This window comes from Gilliamella sp. M0364 (assembly GCF_016100565.1).
Classification (GTDB): domain Bacteria; phylum Pseudomonadota; class Gammaproteobacteria; order Enterobacterales; family Orbaceae; genus Gilliamella; species Gilliamella apis.
This window is the reverse complement of record NZ_JACFSF010000001.1, coordinates 400990-419772: the sequence shown is the minus strand read 5'-3', so window position 1 is coordinate 419772 and position 18783 is coordinate 400990. Positions and strand designations below refer to the sequence as shown.

Here is an 18783-nt window from a genome sequence, read left to right as displayed (position 1 = left end):
ACTTATTAATGCCTTGTTATGTTTAACTAAGGGATAGGTTTCTTTTGTCTAAAAAATATAGATAGGTACCAACTATGATTAAAAACAAATTTAAAGTAAAGACAGAAAATACTTTAACTATAAAAGCACTTGAGGAAGCGCAAAACAGTCTAGATAACATTTTATCTAAATTTCAATCAAGCCTTTCTGGTTTAACCCAAGAAAATGCCAAATCAAGATTGGAACAATATGGTAAAAATGAAGTAGCTCGGGAAAAAGTTCCTTCGGCTTTTGTTCAGTTGTTACTAGCATTCAAAAATCCATTTATTTTTGTCTTGTTGACATTAGCTATAGTTAGTTTTGTGACTGACTATTGGTTACCACTACAAAGTGGTGAAGAGACTGATCTAACAGGCATTATTATCATTTTAACCATGGTAACATTAAGTGGCTTACTCCGTTTTTGGCAGGAGTTTCGCTCAAATAGAGCTGCTGAGGCACTCAAATCGATGATTCGAACCACAGCTACAGTTCTACGTCGGCCAAATAAAAATATGCCAGCTGAACATATCGAAGTGCCTCTAAGTGATATTGTCCCCGGTGATATTGTATTGTTATCTGCCGGCGATATGATTCCAGCGGATATTCGTTTAATCGAATCAAGAGATCTATTTGTCAGCCAAGCAGTATTAACCGGTGAATCAATTCCAGTTGAGAAATACGATACTTTAGGTGCGGTATCGCAAAAAACAACTGAAGAGATCAATCCGGCCGATATTGATAAAGATAATGTTCTTGATGTCAATAATATCTGTTTTATGGGTACCAATGTAGTTAGTGGCACTGCAAAAGCGATTGTTGTTGCTACCGGTGCAGATACGCATTTTGGCTCGTTAGCAAAATCTATTGTAGGTTCCAGAGCTGAAACTTCCTTCGATCGGGGCGTAAATAGCGTGAGTTGGTTATTGATTCGCTTCATGTTAGTAATGGTTCCAATTGTATTATTGATAAATGGTTTTACTAAAGGTGATTGGGGCGAAGCGGTATTATTTGCCTTAGCAGTGGCGGTTGGTTTAACGCCTGAAATGTTACCGATGATTGTTAGCGCCAACCTAGCCAAAGGTGCGGTAGGAATGGCAAAACGCAAAGTGGTGGTTAAAAGGTTAAACGCAATACAAAATTTTGGTGCGATGGATATTTTATGTACTGATAAAACCGGTACCTTAACCCAAGATAAAATTATTTTAGAACATCACTTAGACATTAACGGCCAAGTTGATCCAGCTGTGTTACAACTGGCGTGGCTCAATAGTTACTATCAAAGCGGAATGAAAAACTTGATGGATAAAGCAATCATCCGTTTTGCTGAAGAAAAAACCAGTGTTAAAAAAGTCGGCGTTGGTCTTTATCGTAAGATAGATGAATTACCGTTTGATTTTGTTCGTCGTCGTTTATCTGTAGTTGTGCAAGGCAATGATGATAATCACTTAATGATCTGTAAAGGTGCAGTTGAAGAAATGCTATCTATTTCGGATTTCGTTTATGAAAATGGTGAATATTTACCGTTGGATGAAAATCGCAAACAAGCATTAATTGAACTGGCTCATAATTATAATAAAGACGGTTTTAGAGTATTAGCTGTTGGTGTCAAAGAGATTTCAGCAGAACAAACTAAAACGCAATACAATGTCCAAGATGAGAAAGCATTGGCTATTCGTGGTTTCTTAACCTTCTTAGATCCACCAAAAGAGAGTGCTTATGAGGCTATTTCAGCATTAAGTGAACATGGTGTCGCGGTTAAAGTTTTAACTGGTGACAACGAAATTATCACTATTAAAGTGTGTCGTGAAGTTGGCTTAGAGCCTGGTATTCCTTTATTAGGTACTGAAATTGAAACAATGGATGATGCAGAGCTAAAAGTAGAAATTGAACAACGTACTATTTTTGCTAAGTTAACTCCGTTACAAAAATCTCGCATAATTCGATTATTACAAGATAACGGTCATACAGTTGGTTTTTTAGGCGATGGTATTAATGATGCTCCAGCGTTACGCGATGCCGATGTTGGTATTTCGGTGGATACCGCAACGGATATAGCTAAAGAATCAGCCGATATTATTTTGCTGGAAAAAAGTTTAATGGTATTAGAAGAGGGGGTAATATGTGGTCGTGAAACCTTTGGTAATATCATGAAATACCTTAATATGACGGCAAGTTCTAATTTTGGTAATATCTTCTCTGTATTAGTGGCAAGCGCGTTTTTACCGTTTTTACCAATGCTTGCGATTCATTTGCTTATCCAAAATTTATTATATGATATTTCACAACTATCATTACCTTGGGATAAAATGGATGAAGAGTTTTTACAAAAACCACGTAAATGGGATGCACCAAATATTGGACGCTTTATGATCTGGATCGGCCCAACCTCTTCCATTTTTGACATAACAACTTATGCATTAATGTGGTTTGTCTTTGGTGCTAATAGTGTAGCAGCTGAATCGCTGTTCCATTCAGGTTGGTTTATCGAAGGATTGTTATCCCAAACCTTAGTGGTACATATGCTAAGAACACAAAAAATTCCATTTATTCAAAGCACAGCAGCATTCCCAGTGATTGTTATGACAATGCTAATAATGGCGGTAGGAATTTATATTCCATTCTCACCAATTGGCAGCTTAATTGGTCTACAACCATTACCATGGTCCTATTTCCCATGGTTGGTTGCAACATTATTGAGTTACTGTGTTGTTGCCCAAATAATGAAAAAGATTTACATCAAACGCTTTGGACAATGGTTCTAAAATAATAATCTTGATGTAAGTTATGCTTACATCATTAACTAAAAAATGTATAAATATCGAACTATTATGTTATAGTAATGACATCATTGAAAAAGCGATTAAATATTATTATTAATAAACTAATATTTATACATTTAATCAGCATCTTTAAAATATTTTAAGGAGCATTCATTTAACAATAACAACAAGAGGAGTGAAAAATGAAAACCCCACACAAAAATTTAATTACACTAATCAAAAACCGTAAATTGAAAAAAGCCCAAGAACAAGTAAATAAACAATAACCGGTAGATTGGTGAAAAAAAATAAATTGAGATAAACCCCATAATTTGGGGTTTTTTTATAGCTTAAAGTAGAATTAATCAAGATTATTATTTTGAAATATCAGGCTGTTGCTTTTTTCAAAACTTCATAAATTTGGTCTTTTAATTTTAATTTTTGCTTTTTCAAACTTTCAATTGTTTCAGATGTATCAACGGCAATACCCGCTTCAATATTTTTAATTTTTTGGTCAAGTTGATTGTGTTCTTCAAATAGTTTTTGAAAATGTAAATCAGTGTTTTTTAACTTAGAGATTAAATCACGATATTCTGGAAACATACTGCCCCCTTACAAGATGAGTTAAAATAATAACAATAGCAGTTATTACTATTTCAGCTTACAATATTCTTGATTGTTTTAATAGCAATTTTTGAACGGGAGATGTTTATGAGTGAAAAGATCGTTATTGCAAAAAGTGAAGGTAATGATTTATACATCCTTGCATCGTTGGCAAATCGCCATGGTTTAATAACTGGTGCGACAGGTACCGGTAAAACTGTAACCCTACAAAAGATAGCAGAAAATTTTTCGCAAATTGGTGTACCGGTTTTTCTTGCTGATGTTAAAGGTGACTTGACTGGCTTAGGAGAAAAAGGGGTACTATCTGACAAATTACAATCACGATTGGCAAATATAGGCGTAACTGATTGGCGCCCTGATTCATCACCTTTAGCGTTATGGGATGTTTTTGCTGAAAAAGGGATCCCAGTTCGTAGTACGGTTTCCGATATTGGTCCTATTTTATTGGCTAGATTATTAAATTTGAATGATGTTCAATCAGGCGTTTTACAACTTGTATTTAAAATAGCGGATGATAACGGTCTGTTATTGCTTGATTTTAAAGATTTACGCACCTTAATACAGTTTATTGGTGATAATACTAAAAAATTTACCACGCAATATGGCAATATTAGTGCCTCATCAATCGGTGCAATACAACGAGGATTATTATCTCTTGAACAGCAAGGTGCCGAATTCTTCTTAGGCGAACCTATGTTAGATATTAACGATTTACTACAAGTTAATGAACAAGGTCGTGGCATTATCAATATTTTATCAGCAGATAAACTCTATAATTCGCCTAAACTATATTCAGTATTTTTATTATGGTTGTTATCTGAATTGTTTGAGCATTTACCGGAAGTTGGCGATCTTGATAAACCGAAACTGGTATTCTTTTTTGATGAAGCTCATTTATTATTTAATGATATTTCTCCAGCTTTATTAGAAAAAATCGAACAAGTTGTTCGTCTTATTCGCTCTAAAGGTGTTGGTATCTATTTTGCTACACAAAGTCCAACCGATATTCCTGAAACTATTCTTGGCCAACTAGGTAATCGCGTTCAACACGCATTACGAGCTTTTACACCTAAGGATCAAAAAGCGGTTAAAGTAGCAGCGCAAACCATGCGTGCCAATCCAAACTTTGATACAGAAAAAGCGATAATGGAGCTTGGAGTTGGTGAGGCATTAATTTCATTTTTAGATGAAAAAGGGCGTCCTAATGTAGTACAAAGAGGGATGGTGATTGCCCCAGAATCAAAAATGGGAACCATGGCTTTAGAAGATCAATTAGCAATAATTCATCAATCTCGCTTTTATTCTAAATATTCAAACACTATAGATCGTGAATCAGCTTTTGAAAAACTTAAACAAGGTTTCACGATTAATAGCGAAAATAACCAAAATCCTGTAGAGATAAATTCAGAGCAGAATCAATCAAATAACGACCAACATGGTGGTGTAATGGACTTTCTTGGATCACTTATTTTTGGTTGGAAAGGCGCTAAGGGCGGGCAACATGATGGTGTCGTGCAAAGTGTAGCTAAAAGTGCCACTAGACAAGTCATTAATCAAATAGGCAGGCAAATTACTCGAGGAATATTGGGTGGTTTTAAAAAGTAAACTTAATTAACAACAAATAAACTAATAAAACAATAAGGAGTTATAGATGTTAAAATTGTTTATTGAATGGTACAAAAAACGCTTTAGCGATCCTCATGTGGTATCGTTACTGTTTGTTATCATTGTGTTATTTTTTATCATCTATTTCTTCAACAAAATTTTACTGCCTATCTTAATTGCTATTGTTCTATCTTATTTACTTGATAGACCGGTTAATTATTTACAACGCAAAAAGGTTCCTCATACATTAGCCGTCGTGATTGTACTGTTACTATTTATGTTTGTCGGATTAACCGCCATTATGATTTTATTACCTTTAATTTGGCAACAAAGTGTTAGCTTAATCACTAATATTCCTAATATGTTGAATTTTGCAAATAAATTTATTACATCTTTACCAGAACACTATCCTGAATTAATTGATGTTGGTCTATTCGATTCAATAATTCAGAGTATAACCAGTAGAGTTGTGCAAACAGGCAATTCACTATTACAGTTTTCAATTAGTTCTTTATTTAGTTTAGTATCAGTCGCCATTAATGCAGTATTAGTGCCAATTATTATGTTCTTCTTATTGAAAGATAAAGCGAAAATATGGGGTTACTGTTCTAAGGCATTACCGAAGAATCGTACCATATTAAATAAAGTCGCCTCTGAAATGGATATGCAAATTTCCAATTATATAGTCGGTAATGTTTTACATATTGTTATATTAAGTATCTGTGTTTATATCCCATTTTGGTATTTTGGTTTAGATTATGGCTTATTATTAGCTGTTTTAGTTGGACTTTCCGTACTGATCCCTTATATTGGTATTATTATCTCTAGTATTCCGGTGGTGTTAATCGCACTCTTTCAATGGGGCTTCACGGCACAATTTGGTTATTTAATTTTCTTCTATATTCTAATTCAAGCCCTTGATGGTAATTTATTAGTTCCATATCTATTTTCTGAAAAACTCAATCTTCATCCATTGGTGATTATTGTTGCTGTCATTATATTTGGTGGCCTATGGGGATTTTGGGGGGTATTTTTTGCCATACCGCTTGCGACATTAGTTAAAGCCATTATTAATGCATGGCCAAATCTTGAAGAGATAAATAATATAAAAAGCGAAAAAAAAGCCGATTAATTAAATAATCGGCTTTAGTTAAAAATTAACAATGGTTTTTAAGATAATCTAAAACCACGGTATGATGATTGGCGGTTTTGAAATCATCGAAAACTTTTTCGATCTTGCCATCTTTACCAATCAAGAAACTTATGCGATGAATTCCGTCATAAGTTTTCCCCATAAATTCTTTTTCACCCCAAACGCCAAAAGCGTCACAAGTTTTATGATCTTCATCGGAAAGTAGGGTAAAATTTAATAATTCTTTATCAACAAAACGTGATAATTTTTCTGGTTTATCTGTACTAATACCAATAACAACTACATTATATTTTTTAAAATCGTCAGCACTATCACGTAAATTACACGCTTGTACTGTACAACCTGGTGTCATAGCTTTTGGGTAAAAATAGAGCAAAATTCGCTGACCTTCAAAATCATTGGAACTTACTAGTTCACCATCTTGGTCAGGTAGAGAAAATTGAGGTGCTTCTTCACCTTCTTTTATCGGATTAACCATAAATTTATTACCTATGTTTTAGTTTAAAATTTTAATCGCTATGGGTATAAATTACTTTATTTTATCAACTTAACTTAAATTTTTAAAAAAATGACTAGCTACATCAATCGTATGATTGATTTCTTTATCTGTGTGCCTAAGTGACATGAAACCTGCTTCGAAAGCGGATGGTGCAAAATAAACACCTTCAGCGAGCATATGATGATAGAATTTTTTGAATAATTCAATATCACAATTCATAACATCTTTATAACTGCTCACTTCTACAGCATTTGTAAAGAAAAAACCAAACATAGCTCCGGCATGATTGACAATAAAAGGAACATTAAAACGTTTTGCAGCAGATAACAGGCCATTAACTAAGTAAGAAGTTTTCTCTTCTAATTCCTGATAAATACCAACATCCATTAATTTTTTCAAAGTAGTATAACCGGCAGCCATTGCAACTGGATTACCAGAAAGTGTACCTGCCTGATAAATTGGGCCAGTTGGTGCTAATTTTTGCATTATTTCCGAACGACCACCAAAAGCACCGACCGGCATTCCGCCTCCAATGATTTTACCTAAACAAGTTAAATCAGGAACAACGTCATAGTATTCTTGAGCACCACCTAAAGCAACTCTGAAGCCTGTCATTACTTCATCAATAATGAGTAATGCACCATAATTGTCGCATAAGCTTCTTAGTCCTTGTAAGAATGACTTTTTAGCGGGAACACAGTTCATATTACCTGCAACAGGCTCAATGATAATCGCGGCTATCTGATCCGGAAACTGCTCAAATTGTTTTTTTACCGATTCTAAATCGTTATAATCGCAAACTAAAGTGTTTTTAACAAAATCTTCAGGAACACCCGGTGAAGTAGGGTGACCAAAAGTTAGTGCTCCTGAACCAGCCTTAACTAATAAATAATCCGCATGACCATGATAACAGCCCTCAAATTTAATAATTTTGTCACGGCCGGTATAACCTCGAGCAAGGCGAATAGCACTCATGGTTGCTTCAGTACCTGAATTTACCATACGCAACATCTCAATAGATGGCATCAGCTCTGTCACCAGATTAGCCATTTTAGTTTCAATCTCAGTTGGTGCACCATAACTTAATCCATTACGTACCGCATTAATAACAGCATCGGCAACATCAGGGTCATTATGACCTAAAATCATCGGCCCCCACGATAAAACATAATCAACATAAGCTTTTTGATCAACATCATAAATATAAGCACCATCAGCCCTTTCGATAAATAATGGCGTACCACCAACGCCATTAAAGGCTCGTACAGGTGAGTTAACGCCACCAGGCATAAAAGCTAATGCTTCACGGTAAAGTTTTTCAGATTTAAATGTATGCATAATCGAGATTATCTCTATAGGTAAGGTAGTGGTATTTATTCACAAAATTAAGTTAAATTCAAGCTAGCTAACGCAAATTTATCTAATCGACGTTTTCGCTTTGTATTTTCTTTTTTCAAGGGTATATAATATAACAGTAATAAAAGTAGGAGAATAAAATGAGCGATGCGTTACCAATTAACTTTACTGATGCGGCAGCAAATAAAGTTAAATCTCTAGTAACAGAAGAAGAAAATCCGAATCTAAAATTGAGAGTCTATATAACTGGTGGTGGTTGTAGTGGCTTTCAGTATGGTTTCACATTTGATGAAAAAGTAAATGAAGACGATCTCGCTATTGAAAAAAATGGTGTGTCTTTGATTATCGACCCAATGAGCCTGCAATATTTAGTTGGTGGTACCATAGATTATATTGAAGGTTTACAAGGTTCACGGTTTGTCGTTGATAATCCGAATGCAACTACTACTTGTGGTTGTGGTTCTTCTTTTAGTGTTTAATCTAAGTCAGATTATTAATCAAAATTTTGATTTTTAATCCTAGAAAAACTGAATTTTAAGGGAATTGATTAAAAATTCCCTTAAATGTGACAAACATTGAGCAATTAGACAATTATTTTAAATTTTCTATTGACGTAAAAATTAAGATCGGTAAAATGCACAGCATCCAAAACGCAGTTACCTTTCGGAACAAAGTTTTGCGCCCGGGTGGTGAAATCGGTAGACACAAGGGATTTAAAATCCCTCGGCCTTTTTGGCCGTGCGAGTTCAAGTCTCGCCCCGGGCACCATTTAAAACACTTCTTATGCGGGAATAGCTCAGTTGGTAGAGCGCAACCTTGCCAAGGTTGAGGTCGCGAGTTCGAACCTCGTTTCCCGCTCCAATTTCAAATATCAAAAGATTCAATAATAAAGAAATAATCCGATTATTTTATCTAATATTTTCCTTTAAAAGATTATTGAAATATTATTAATTCTATAATATTGGAATGAATAGCTTCGATTCTACAATCATATTGGACTAGTAATTCTCAATTTTTGCTTATATTTAAACATAAAAAGTTCTCTAACAAGGCGATTCTATTATTTTAATATCGTCTATGAACGTTAATTATTCTGCAATTAATCTTCTCTAAGTTCTAGATGAACAATCAATATCAAGCTCAATCCAAACAAATTTAACTAACTTGACCTTTTGTTTGTAGCAATAAAATTCTTCGTCATTATCTCCGATTATCTATTTTTTATTTTTACGAGTCACATTTTGTTTTTTATTTGTTTTTTCTCAACAAAAAGTAATCCCAATAATCATTGTCTAATATCAAGGCCTTCGTATAATCAAATTGAAATGGATTTTGTAAAAGGAGAAAACCTTTGTTAACTAAACTTATCAAAGCTTCTTATATTCAACTTGATATTGAAGCTAGTAGCTTTGAGGAAGCAATAGAATTAGCGATGTCACCATTAGTTATTGATGAAGCTGTTACGACAGATTACGTCGATAAAGTTATCTCTATATTAAGAGAAATTGGTCCTTATATTGTCATTACCAAAAATATTGCTATTCCTCATGCTCCATCAGATTCTGGCGCTAAAAAACTTGCTATAGGATTTACAAGACTGAAGAACGCTATCGTTTCAGGAAATTCAGCCAATGACCCAGTCAAGTTTTTGTTCAGCTTAAGTTCACCAACGGGAGATGATCATTTATCCGCATTATCAGAATTAGCATCTTTGTTTAGTGATGAGAAATTTTTGGCTTTTATACAAGATGTGAAAAAACCGCACGATTTTATAGATTTTTTAGAAAACTTTGAAAGGAGTATAGAAAATGATTAAAGCATTAGTTGCCTGCCGTGCAGGAGTTGGGTCAAGTTTAATGTTAAAAATTAAATTGAATGAAGTCATCAAAGAAAATGCCTTTCCAATTGCCCTTGAACACTCTTCATTAGATGGTGTTCCTGGATTTAATGGTAAATATATCATTACGTTACCTGACGTTGCCGAAGATTTAGAAAAGAAGAATCTTCCACAACGTATTATCGGAATCAAAAATATTATGGATAAAAATGAAATAAAAGAAAAATTAGAGCTTGCTCTTAAAGAAGATGGATTAATTTAATTGAGAAGAGGTCTAAAATGGATTTTATAATTAGTTTTCTTAGCACTCCAGCTGTTTTACTCGGCGTAGTTGCGTTTGTTGGCTTATTAGCCCAAAAGAAACAGTTGGTAGAAGTTTTTACTGGCACATTTAAAACAACCATTGGTTTTTTAATTTTTAGTGCTGGTGGAGCTCTTATGACAGGTGCTCTACAAAATTTTAATAAATTATTTCAAGAAGGTTTCCATATTGTTGGTATCGTTGCATCACCAGAAGCAGCTGCTGGTATGGCGCAAACAGAATATGCTTTAGTGACTTCTGTTACGCTAATATTGGGTTTTGCAATGAATTTAGTTTTTGCCAGAATCACACCATTTAAAAATATTTTCTTTACCACTGGCCATAGTCTATTCTTTGCTTGTGTTTTATCACTAATCCTAAAATCTTATGGTTTATCTAATACTGCAGCCATTTTAATTGGTGGAACGATTTTAGGTTTCGCTTCAAGTGCATTGCCACAATTATGTCAACCATTCATGCGAAGAATTACTGGCAGTGATGTGCAAGCAATCGGTCATTTTAATATGTTCGGATATGCACTTTCTGGTTTATTAGGTAAGATATTTAGCAAATATAGCGACAAAACAACAGAAGATATTCATTTCCCTAAATGGTTATCTTTCTTCCGTGATTTTTTAATGGGCGTTGCAGTTGTTATGCTCGTCTTGTTCTATATTTCGGCATTTAAAGCTGGTGAAACCTTTACTCAAGGATTAGCTGGTAAAGTACATTGGTTAGTATTTCCTTTCATTCAAGCATTTACTTTTACTGCAGGAATGTCAATTTTAATGACTGGTGTAAGAATGTTCTTAGCAGAAATCACCTCTGCATTCGTCTCTATTTCTGAAAAATTCATTCCAAACTCACGTCCTGCGTTGGATGTCCCAACTGTATTTCCTTTTGCGCCAACTGCTGTAATTATCGGTTTCCTTTGTTCTTATGCTGCTGGTTTAGTTGGTGTAACCATAATGGTTGCATTGGATTTTCCAGTTGTCATTATTCCTGCTGCTCATATCTGTTTCTTCTCTGGTGGTACCGCAGGTGTATTTGGTAATTCAACAGGTGGCTGGCGTGGCGCTATGTTAGGTTCTTTTGTGGTTGGACTCTTGTTAGCCTTTTTACCTACCGTTTTATATCCGATATTTGGCAATATGGGAATAGAAGGCTCAACCTTCCCAAATATTGACTACAACGTTGTGGGTATTTTATTGGAAAAAATACTTCATTTCACCATGTAATGTATGAGGGTTTGATTAAAGATGATTTGAAAAGTAATCATCTTTTTCAAACCATTGCGTAAGTAGAGGAATTGTATGTTAGAAAAATATATTGATTGTATCAAATCGGAATTGTCAGAATATATTAAATATATTGGTGAAGAAAATTTAAATAAAGCAAAGGATTTAATTATCAGCAAAAAAAATGAAGGCAGTCGGGTACATGTCACAGGAATCGGTAAACCTTCTTATGTTGCTCATTATATTGCTTCGTTATTCTCATCAATAGGAATACCTGCTTATTTTTTAGATGGAACTGAAACTATTCATGGTTCGGCAGGACAAGTTTTACCTGATGATATCGTGATTGCGATTTCCAATAGTGGTGAAACTGAAGAGTTAAAAAAAGCAATTTGTACTTTGCAAAAACTAGGTACAAAAATTATCGGTGTTGCTGGGAATAACAATTCTTGGTTAGCACAGCATTGTGACATATTTTTATTTGCTGGAGTAAAACAAGAAGGGGACAACTTAAATAAACCTCCTCGAATATCAATACTTGCTGAAGTCATTATTTTGCAGTGTTTATCAATAAAACTTCAAGAATCCGTAGGTCTAACCGAAAATATGTATTATCAATGGCATCCAGGTGGCAGTTTAGGTGCTTCTATAAGAGGAGGAAAAGTATGTTAAATGGAATTATAACTGCAATGGTTACACCATTCGAATCCTCTGGAAATATTGATATTAAAGCAACAGAAATTTTAATTGAAAAATTAATTGCAAATGGTGTTCAAGGTATTTTCGTATTAGGAACCAATGGCGAATTTCATGTTATAGAAAATGATATGAAAATTAAATTTGCTAAAAAAGTTGTAGAAATAGTGGCTAAAAGAGTTCCGGTTTATGCTGGCGCTGGTGGTAATTCTACTGACGAAGTCATTAAACTGGGTAAACAAATGATAGCTGTCGGGGTGGATGCGTTATCGGTAATTACGCCGTACTTTGTTTCATTAAAAGAAAATGAATTATATAATCATTATCAAATGATTGCCGAAAACCTTGCTATTCCAATAGTGCTTTATAATATACCTAAAAATACCGGAATTAATTTATCCTTTGAGCTAGTTTCTAAACTGTCTAAAATCAGTAATATCATTGGTATAAAAGATAGTAGTGGTGATATTAATAATATTGCTGGCTATATAGATAATACATCTCGAGATGAGTTTTCGGTTCTTTCTGGTTCTGACTCCCTTATTCTTAAAGCATTGAAAATAGGTGCTACTGGTGCTATTTCAGCTACATCTAATTTACTAACCACCAACAATGTTGAAATATATAAGCAATTTATTGCCGGTAATTTAGATAAAGCTGAACAATGGCAACAATCTCTTGAAGAATTTCGCCGGATTTTAAAATATGCTTCCATTCCCTCTGTTCTTAAACAAAGTTTATCTTTATCTGGTATAGATGTTGGCGTACCTCGATTACCTGTCTTACCTGTCACGAATCCAAATGATAACCAAGACATAGTCAATACGATAAAGAACTATTATCACTTATAAATAGAGCGGGGGAATTATCATGTTTAAAACCAATATACTTACTCGGTTAGAACAAAGTAAATTTTTAGTGATAGCTAGAGTTGAAACATTCAAAAGAGCACAAGAAATCATTGAGGGTATTTTAGCCGGTGGTATTGATTGTGTAGAAATTAGTTACACAAACAATAATGCTGGGCAAATAATTCAGCAACTTAACCAAGAATACGGTGACAAAATTTTAGTTGGCGCAGGGACAGTTCTGGATAGTGAAACCGCCCGATTAGCAATTCTTGCTGGCGCCAAATTTATCATAGCACCTAATTATAGTGAAGCAGTATGTAAAATATGCAATCGTTATCAAATACCCTATATGTCTGGTTGTACCACCATGACAGAAATTGTCACGGCTTTAGAGAATGGTGCGGCTATGATCAAAGCTTTTCCTATTTCAAATTATTATGGTAAATCTTTAGTTAATATCATTAAAACACCGATGCCTTATGTGCCTATTATGTCTTCGGGTGGCGTTACGTTAGAAAATGTTGATGATTGGCTAAATACGGATATTGAGTGTATTGGTATTGGTTCCTTATTAACTAAAGGATCGGTTGAGGAAATAAGTAAAAATGCAATTAGCCTTGCAAATGCATTAAAGAAATATAAGGAAAAACATCCGTGATATTACTAATAAATTATGTAATTCATTGATATTTTTAGTAAGGAAGAAGGTATGATTGACTTAAATTCAAAGAAAATTATCCTCACTTTGATTGAAAAATCTTGTGATCAGGAGTATTTATTGAATTTATTGAATATAACTAAACGACAATTACATTATTCAATTTTAAAAATTAATGCATACCTCTCTTCAAATGAACAAAGTGTGGTTGTTCAAAATGCTCTGTATTACTCTTTGCCTGATAAAAGTAAAGCGTTTCTAATTAAGAATTTAATTAACGGAAAAATTGGCAAAAATTATATTTTTTCAACAGAGGAAAGACAAAAATATATTTTTTTAATGTTGCTCTATCATGTAAATACTTATCTTTCTTCATTACATTTTTTATCAGCATTAAATATTAGTAAAACAACTTTAAATAATGATATCAAACAACTAGAACTTTTATTAAGTTCCGAAGACATTTTAATCACTTATACTAGAGAAAAAGGTTATTCGTTAGTTGGAGATGAATTATCGATCCGTAATTTTTTTCTCAGAAATTTACTCAAAGATTTATCCAATAATTTAGATGATACATTCCTATATGATCTTTTCTTAAACCAAGAGAAGGTTGACTACCTTGATATCAAAAACGATATCAATGAAATTATGCTAAAAAATGAAATTTTATTAGGTGAAAAGCGGAAAAAAGAATTTATCTATACAGTGATATTCCTATTGCCAAGAATGACTAAAAAGCTGGAATATATTCCTGTTATTTCAATGCCAAATAAAATCATAATAAAGTTGAAAGAGTATCATATATCATCAGAATTGCTGAAATTATATAAAATAGATGATAACAGTTATGAAGTGCAATACTTAACTTCTCTACTACTGGGCAATTCGGTTGGGAATCGTGATATAAAGACTGTTGATCAGGAGCTGATTTTAAATATTGTACAAATTATTCTATCGAGATTTGAGCAGCTTTTAGGCATAAAATTTGATAACAATGATGATATTTCGAAAAAACTCTATAGCCATTTTAGACCCGCGTATTACCGAATACTTTTTCGTTTGCCAATCATTAATCCAATTTTAGATAAAGTAAAAGAAGAATTTAATAAACTATTTTTGATTGTAAAAGAAACCTTAAAAGTTATCTATCCTATCATTAATAATGATATTCCAGATGATGAAATATCTTTTTTAACCATCTATTTTGCGGCAATTCTCGACGAAAATAAAATATCAACTAATCAGCAAATCGTTGCCGTAATTATTTGTCAAAATGGTATTGGCAGTTCTTCAATTGTCTATAATAGATTAAAGTTTCTTTTCCCTGATTTTCTATTTTTAGGGCCAATGGAAACAGCAGAAGCCTTAGAGCTGACCAATTTTTTCGATATAATCTTTAGTACTGTAAATAATTTGGTTTTTTATAACCAAAATAAACCGTTTTTTATCGTATCGCCAATCATGTCCGATGAAGAAGAGTATTTATTGCTGGAGCGCGTTTATTCGCAAATTAACTCTTATTTGACCTATCCAAAAATAACTGACTTGCTCGATATTTTTAAAAAATACGGTACAATTTCTAATGAAAATGGTATCAAAAAAGCGCTTTATCAGTATTTTTATAAAACAGATAAAAATACCACCATAGAAAATCAAAGTTTAGGCATTCGCCATTTGATCCAAGAAGATTTGATTCAAATAAATGTCTCTGCTAATGATTGGCAAAGTGCCTTATTTACAGCTGCATTGCCATTATTACAAAAGAACTATATCAACCGTAGTTACATAGAGAAAATTATTGAAAATGTTAATTCAAATAGAACCAGTTTTTTGATAACCAAAAATGTCTCTCTTGCTCATGCTAAACCAGAAGATGGTGTTAACTCGCTGTCGTTAAGTATAACAGTATTAAAAAAACCAATTATTTTTAAGAATGATAAAATTCCTACGCAATATATTTTTACTTTAGCAGCAGTTAATAAGACCAGCCATATCAACGCAATGTCAGAGATTGTTGCTTTGCTTGAAATGCCCGATTTTTATGAAATATTAAACACTGCAACTCAAGCAAAGGAGATCCTGACATTTATAAAATCTCGATTTCCTTAAATAATTCGAAAAAAGTATGCATGATAAGCATACTTTCTATAAGGACTCTAGTAAGTCACGATTATTGGTGTACAAAAAGTCCTACTTTGAGTTAAAACTTCCTTTGTTATATTACGCAAAATTTGACGTATCAGTGGCTCAACCCCTTAAACGATGACTATCTGGATCATTAGCAACAAACATATAACCAAAATCGAGCATTTGTTACTCAAATCGGAGACGGAGACGATTTTTATGTTATGGTCGATGATGTCAATTATTATAGATCGTTAATTTACGATTATTTATCAGACATACATCAACCCTATTTAATTAAGCATGATGATACAACTTTTTTTTATAAACAAAAAAATGGTGAATTACGACAAATACAAAATAACAATTCGAATTCGTTTTGGTGGGCGTTGTTATATAATCATGAAAATAGAAATTACCGAATTGTTGATCTTATTGATTTTAAAGAAGAGTATGAAAAATTCATGATTAACAATTAATTTAGAATATGCTATAAAAACAGTTAAATAAGGACATATCAAGATGATATTGGATAATTAGGATTTATTTATGAGAATATTAGGTTACAGTTTTTCTCTTTTAGCAACAGTAATATCATTAACTGGTTGTATTTATGGGGATATAGATAAAAGACAGCGAGACTTTATAACTATTGAGGCGGCCAGATATTGTGAAGCTAATCATTATTCATATTGTGAAATTTATGCACAATGTTATAGAGATTTTTTAGAGCAAATGCCAGCAATGACAGATTCTTTATCAGCGTTTTGGGGTATGTCTAGAGATTATCTTGATGATAAAGAAGCCCCAAAAGAAATGGATAATATTTACGCTCAAATAAAAGATAATGAAAAAAAAGGTAGAGAAGATTTAAGTTTAGATTATAGTTATCTATTATTTCCGCATAATAGATGTTCATCGATTATTAATGCTAAACAGTATGATATTAGTAATTATCAAGAAGCGATCGATAAAGGGATAAAAAGCTATAAACTCTATAATGAATAAAATGTTTTAGGATTTTCTCAATAGAGCCCGGAAAGTAATAGATATAAATTAAATTATAAAATTATACATATTTGTTGGCTAATAAAAATTAGGGAAATAACTGTTTTCATCCTTTGGGCAAAGAATGAAAATTTAAACGGAGATTAAAATGAATATATTAAGGTGTAAAATTGTTATTCTAGCACCATTGTTATTACTTAGTGCATGTAGTTCAAATTATGAAAAGTTAGAGGAAAAAGCTGGAATTGAGATTAAGGATAAATTGACTAAATCTTGTCAGGCTAGCAATTATTCTTACTGTGAAATCTATAGCAAATGCTATATCAATATTTTCAATCAATTAAATCATGACGCACAATATACACTTAGCTTACTATTAAATGTAACGTCTGAATCGGAACAAAACAAATTCAATACCCAGAAAAATCCGATGGATATCATCTATTCTAAATTAAAAGATAGTGAAGAAAAGAATGATAAATATTCTATTTTCAATTATAGCGCTATGTTATACCCCCATAATAAATGCTCATCCATAATTAATGCCCAATCATATAACATTAGTCGTCATCAGAATATCATTGATAGGTTGTTATATGAGAAAAAAAGTTTAATCATTACTAAAGAAAAATTAAATATATAATTTTTTAACATTGTGAATCAATGGTTCCATTTGATTATGTACCGAAAAATTCATATTCCTCTACTCTTTAATCAAAGAACAAAGGTCGTATGATACATGATAATAGTTAATACAAGTAACATCAGTTGTTCATCATGGCGTCTTATCTCAGTCTGAAAATAGGACTTTAGGAATAATGTGACAAGTTCAAGCAATCACTTAATTTTTGCTTGATCGTTATAAAGTTCAATTTAAGTTTGATAAAAATATATATTAACTTAATTTATTTAGGAGGAGTAATGATTAATGACGATATAATTTACCCTGGATATGAATATAAACGTAAGAAAGATAATAATATTATCCTTCCCTCTATTGAAGAACAAAGAGGTAAACACACAACTGAGTGTAAAAAACTTTGGTTGTTTTTATTGGGGGCATCTGACGACTGGGGACAACCATTATTAAAAAAGTATTTGCACCTTATGAAAAAGCTTATGGTCGCGGTAATAATCGTCGTCAAGATATAGCTTATTCCGAGTCTGATGTAGAGCATGTTCCATCATTAATGCAAAAATGGGCTAAAGCAAATCAAAAAATAGTACTTGTGGGACACGGTTGGAGAGGATATTCAGCAATTAGGCTAGCAGAAAATAAAGAAAATTCCAATATACCTATTAAATTATTAGTTACTTTAGATCCAGTTTCTTTGCGTAAAAATGGTAATCAATCTGAACCAAAGACTGTTGAACGCTGGGTTAATGTGTATGTTGATTATAATCTTGCTGACTGGAGTGTGCCGAATATAATTGCACGCGCTGGGGGTAAATGGGGAGTGTGTTATAAAGCTGATAAAAATGTTGCAATTAATTCGTTAATAAAAGACACTGGACACGGAGATGCAAATTATATGTTTTACAATACAGGAGTTGCAAATGAAGTTCTTAAATTATAATTTTTATATTTCTACAATATTATATATCTGGTAGTATTTATAGTGATCTAGATAAAAGAAAGAGAGACTTTATAACTATTGGGGCGGTCAGATATTGTGAAGCTAATCATTATTCATATTGTGAAATTTATGCACAATGTTATAGAGATTTTTTAGAGCAAATGCCAGCAAGAGCATATTCTTTATCAGCGTTTTGGGGTATGTCTAGAGATTATCTTGATGATAAAGAAGCCCCAAAAGAAATGGATAATATTTACGCTCAAATAAAAGATAATGAAAAAAAAGGTAGAGAAGATTTAAGTTTAGATTATAGTTATCTATTATTTCCGCATAATAGATGTTCATCGATTATTAATGCTAAACAGTATGATATTAGTAATTATCAAGAAGCGATCGATAAAGGGATAAAAAGCTATAAACTCTATAATGAATAAAATGTTTTAGGATTTTCTCAATAGAGCCCGGAAAGTAAT

The 18783-nt window shown here is 32.8% G+C and carries 19 protein-coding genes and 2 tRNA genes; 18 read left to right on the top strand and 3 right to left on the bottom strand.

Features of this window, described 5'->3' with window-relative positions; genetic code table 11:
- Window positions 1-74 precede the first annotated feature (74 nt).
- Window positions 75-2783: a magnesium-translocating P-type ATPase gene (mgtA, locus tag H3U96_RS01930; protein WP_086319956.1), complete on the top strand. Its 2709-nt coding sequence runs from the start codon at window positions 75-77 to the stop codon at window positions 2781-2783.
- A 384-nt stretch (window positions 2784-3167) separates the two neighbouring features.
- On the opposite strand, the gene H3U96_RS01925 is transcribed toward mgtA, so the two are convergent.
- On the bottom strand, window positions 3168-3383 hold the full coding sequence (locus tag H3U96_RS01925; protein ID WP_034903410.1) for a YdcH family protein: 216 nt from the start codon (window positions 3381-3383) through the stop codon (window positions 3168-3170).
- A gap of 108 nt (window positions 3384-3491) precedes the next feature.
- Between H3U96_RS01925 and H3U96_RS01920 the strand changes: the two genes are divergently transcribed.
- Both H3U96_RS01920 and H3U96_RS01915 read left to right on the top strand, forming a co-directional pair.
- Complete coding sequence (locus H3U96_RS01920) at window positions 3492-5009, top strand: helicase HerA-like C-terminal domain-containing protein (protein ID WP_198195395.1); 1518 nt, start codon at window positions 3492-3494, stop codon at window positions 5007-5009.
- A gap of 46 nt (window positions 5010-5055) precedes the next feature.
- Entirely contained in the window at window positions 5056-6141 is a 1086-nt protein-coding gene (locus H3U96_RS01915) for an AI-2E family transporter (protein WP_034903404.1), read from the top strand.
- Between the two features lie 25 nt (window positions 6142-6166).
- Here H3U96_RS01915 and bcp read toward each other — a convergent pair whose 3' ends face one another.
- Both bcp and hemL read right to left on the bottom strand, forming a co-directional pair.
- Window positions 6167-6640 carry a thioredoxin-dependent thiol peroxidase gene (gene bcp / locus H3U96_RS01910; RefSeq protein WP_065578054.1) on the bottom strand — a complete coding sequence of 158 codons (474 nt, stop codon included), beginning with the start codon at window positions 6638-6640 and terminating at the stop codon, window positions 6167-6169.
- A 69-nt stretch (window positions 6641-6709) separates the two neighbouring features.
- Complete coding sequence (hemL, locus tag H3U96_RS01905; RefSeq protein ID WP_198195394.1) at window positions 6710-7999, bottom strand: glutamate-1-semialdehyde 2,1-aminomutase; 1290 nt, start codon at window positions 7997-7999, stop codon at window positions 6710-6712.
- Between the two features lie 158 nt (window positions 8000-8157).
- Between hemL and erpA the strand changes: the two genes are divergently transcribed.
- The 15 genes from erpA to H3U96_RS01830 all read left to right on the top strand — a co-directional run bounded on the left by erpA (window position 8158) and on the right by H3U96_RS01830 (window position 18744).
- A complete protein-coding gene (erpA, locus tag H3U96_RS01900) occupies window positions 8158-8496 on the top strand; it encodes an iron-sulfur cluster insertion protein ErpA (protein ID WP_034903395.1) in 339 nt (112 codons plus the stop codon).
- Window positions 8497-8697: 201 nt separating this feature from the next.
- Window positions 8698-8785: transfer RNA gene (locus H3U96_RS01895), tRNA-Leu, on the top strand.
- Between the two features lie 17 nt (window positions 8786-8802).
- Window positions 8803-8878: transfer RNA gene (locus H3U96_RS01890), tRNA-Gly, on the top strand.
- Between the two features lie 490 nt (window positions 8879-9368).
- The gene (locus H3U96_RS01885; protein WP_065578056.1) at window positions 9369-9833 is read left to right on the top strand and encodes a PTS sugar transporter subunit IIA; all 465 of its coding nucleotides are present in this window, start codon (window positions 9369-9371) and stop codon (window positions 9831-9833) included.
- A complete protein-coding gene (locus H3U96_RS01880) occupies window positions 9826-10116 on the top strand; it encodes a PTS sugar transporter subunit IIB (protein ID WP_065578057.1) in 291 nt (96 codons plus the stop codon). Before H3U96_RS01885 ends, H3U96_RS01880 begins: the two co-directional genes overlap by 8 nt.
- A gap of 17 nt (window positions 10117-10133) precedes the next feature.
- The gene (locus tag H3U96_RS01875) at window positions 10134-11393 is read left to right on the top strand and encodes a PTS ascorbate transporter subunit IIC (protein WP_086366104.1); all 1260 of its coding nucleotides are present in this window, start codon (window positions 10134-10136) and stop codon (window positions 11391-11393) included.
- 75 nt (window positions 11394-11468) lie between these two features.
- Complete coding sequence (locus tag H3U96_RS01870) at window positions 11469-12065, top strand: SIS domain-containing protein (protein WP_065578059.1); 597 nt, start codon at window positions 11469-11471, stop codon at window positions 12063-12065.
- On the top strand, window positions 12059-12940 hold the full coding sequence (gene dapA, locus H3U96_RS01865; protein ID WP_198195393.1) for a 4-hydroxy-tetrahydrodipicolinate synthase: 882 nt from the start codon (window positions 12059-12061) through the stop codon (window positions 12938-12940). Before H3U96_RS01870 ends, dapA begins: the two co-directional genes overlap by 7 nt.
- Before the next feature lie 19 nt (window positions 12941-12959).
- Window positions 12960-13598 (top strand): ketohydroxyglutarate aldolase, encoded by a 639-nt coding sequence (locus tag H3U96_RS01860; RefSeq protein WP_198195392.1) that lies wholly within the window; start codon window positions 12960-12962, stop codon window positions 13596-13598.
- A gap of 51 nt (window positions 13599-13649) precedes the next feature.
- Window positions 13650-15710 carry a BglG family transcription antiterminator gene (locus H3U96_RS01855; protein WP_198195391.1) on the top strand — a complete coding sequence of 687 codons (2061 nt, stop codon included), beginning with the start codon at window positions 13650-13652 and terminating at the stop codon, window positions 15708-15710.
- 564 nt (window positions 15711-16274) lie between these two features.
- Window positions 16275-16733, top strand: coding sequence for a hypothetical protein (locus H3U96_RS01850; RefSeq protein WP_065578063.1), 459 nt, complete (start codon window positions 16275-16277; stop codon window positions 16731-16733).
- A 148-nt stretch (window positions 16734-16881) separates the two neighbouring features.
- Window positions 16882-17376, top strand: coding sequence for a hypothetical protein (locus H3U96_RS01845; protein ID WP_198195390.1), 495 nt, complete (start codon window positions 16882-16884; stop codon window positions 17374-17376).
- A 278-nt stretch (window positions 17377-17654) separates the two neighbouring features.
- On the top strand, window positions 17655-17885 hold the full coding sequence (locus H3U96_RS01840) for a hypothetical protein (RefSeq protein ID WP_198195389.1): 231 nt from the start codon (window positions 17655-17657) through the stop codon (window positions 17883-17885).
- A 38-nt stretch (window positions 17886-17923) separates the two neighbouring features.
- Complete coding sequence (locus tag H3U96_RS01835; protein WP_086361302.1) at window positions 17924-18310, top strand: hypothetical protein; 387 nt, start codon at window positions 17924-17926, stop codon at window positions 18308-18310.
- Between the two features lie 161 nt (window positions 18311-18471).
- Window positions 18472-18744, top strand: coding sequence for a hypothetical protein (locus H3U96_RS01830; protein WP_198195388.1), 273 nt, complete (start codon window positions 18472-18474; stop codon window positions 18742-18744).
- The last annotated feature ends 39 nt before the right edge of the window (window positions 18745-18783 follow it).

Coding starts and splice junctions, on each gene's coding strand:
- H3U96_RS01860 (WP_198195392.1), top strand. CDS start 12,960: ATGTTTAAAACCAATATACTTACTCGGTTAGAACAAAGTAAATTTTTA.
- H3U96_RS01840 (WP_198195389.1), top strand. CDS start 17,655: ATGATTAATGACGATATAATTTACCCTGGATATGAATATAAACGTAAG.
- H3U96_RS01880 (WP_065578057.1), top strand. CDS start 9,826: ATGATTAAAGCATTAGTTGCCTGCCGTGCAGGAGTTGGGTCAAGTTTA.
- H3U96_RS01855 (WP_198195391.1), top strand. CDS start 13,650: ATGATTGACTTAAATTCAAAGAAAATTATCCTCACTTTGATTGAAAAA.
- hemL (WP_198195394.1), bottom strand. CDS start 7,999: ATGCATACATTTAAATCTGAAAAACTTTACCGTGAAGCATTAGCTTTT.
- bcp (WP_065578054.1), bottom strand. CDS start 6,640: ATGGTTAATCCGATAAAAGAAGGTGAAGAAGCACCTCAATTTTCTCTA.
- H3U96_RS01830 (WP_198195388.1), top strand. CDS start 18,472: ATGCCAGCAAGAGCATATTCTTTATCAGCGTTTTGGGGTATGTCTAGA.
- H3U96_RS01850 (WP_065578063.1), top strand. CDS start 16,275: ATGAGAATATTAGGTTACAGTTTTTCTCTTTTAGCAACAGTAATATCA.
- erpA (WP_034903395.1), top strand. CDS start 8,158: ATGAGCGATGCGTTACCAATTAACTTTACTGATGCGGCAGCAAATAAA.
- H3U96_RS01920 (WP_198195395.1), top strand. CDS start 3,492: ATGAGTGAAAAGATCGTTATTGCAAAAAGTGAAGGTAATGATTTATAC.
- H3U96_RS01845 (WP_198195390.1), top strand. CDS start 16,882: ATGAATATATTAAGGTGTAAAATTGTTATTCTAGCACCATTGTTATTA.
- dapA (WP_198195393.1), top strand. CDS start 12,059: ATGTTAAATGGAATTATAACTGCAATGGTTACACCATTCGAATCCTCT.
- H3U96_RS01870 (WP_065578059.1), top strand. CDS start 11,469: ATGTTAGAAAAATATATTGATTGTATCAAATCGGAATTGTCAGAATAT.
- H3U96_RS01875 (WP_086366104.1), top strand. CDS start 10,134: ATGGATTTTATAATTAGTTTTCTTAGCACTCCAGCTGTTTTACTCGGC.
- mgtA (WP_086319956.1), top strand. CDS start 75: ATGATTAAAAACAAATTTAAAGTAAAGACAGAAAATACTTTAACTATA.
- H3U96_RS01925 (WP_034903410.1), bottom strand. CDS start 3,383: ATGTTTCCAGAATATCGTGATTTAATCTCTAAGTTAAAAAACACTGAT.
- H3U96_RS01835 (WP_086361302.1), top strand. CDS start 17,924: ATGCAAAAATGGGCTAAAGCAAATCAAAAAATAGTACTTGTGGGACAC.
- H3U96_RS01915 (WP_034903404.1), top strand. CDS start 5,056: ATGTTAAAATTGTTTATTGAATGGTACAAAAAACGCTTTAGCGATCCT.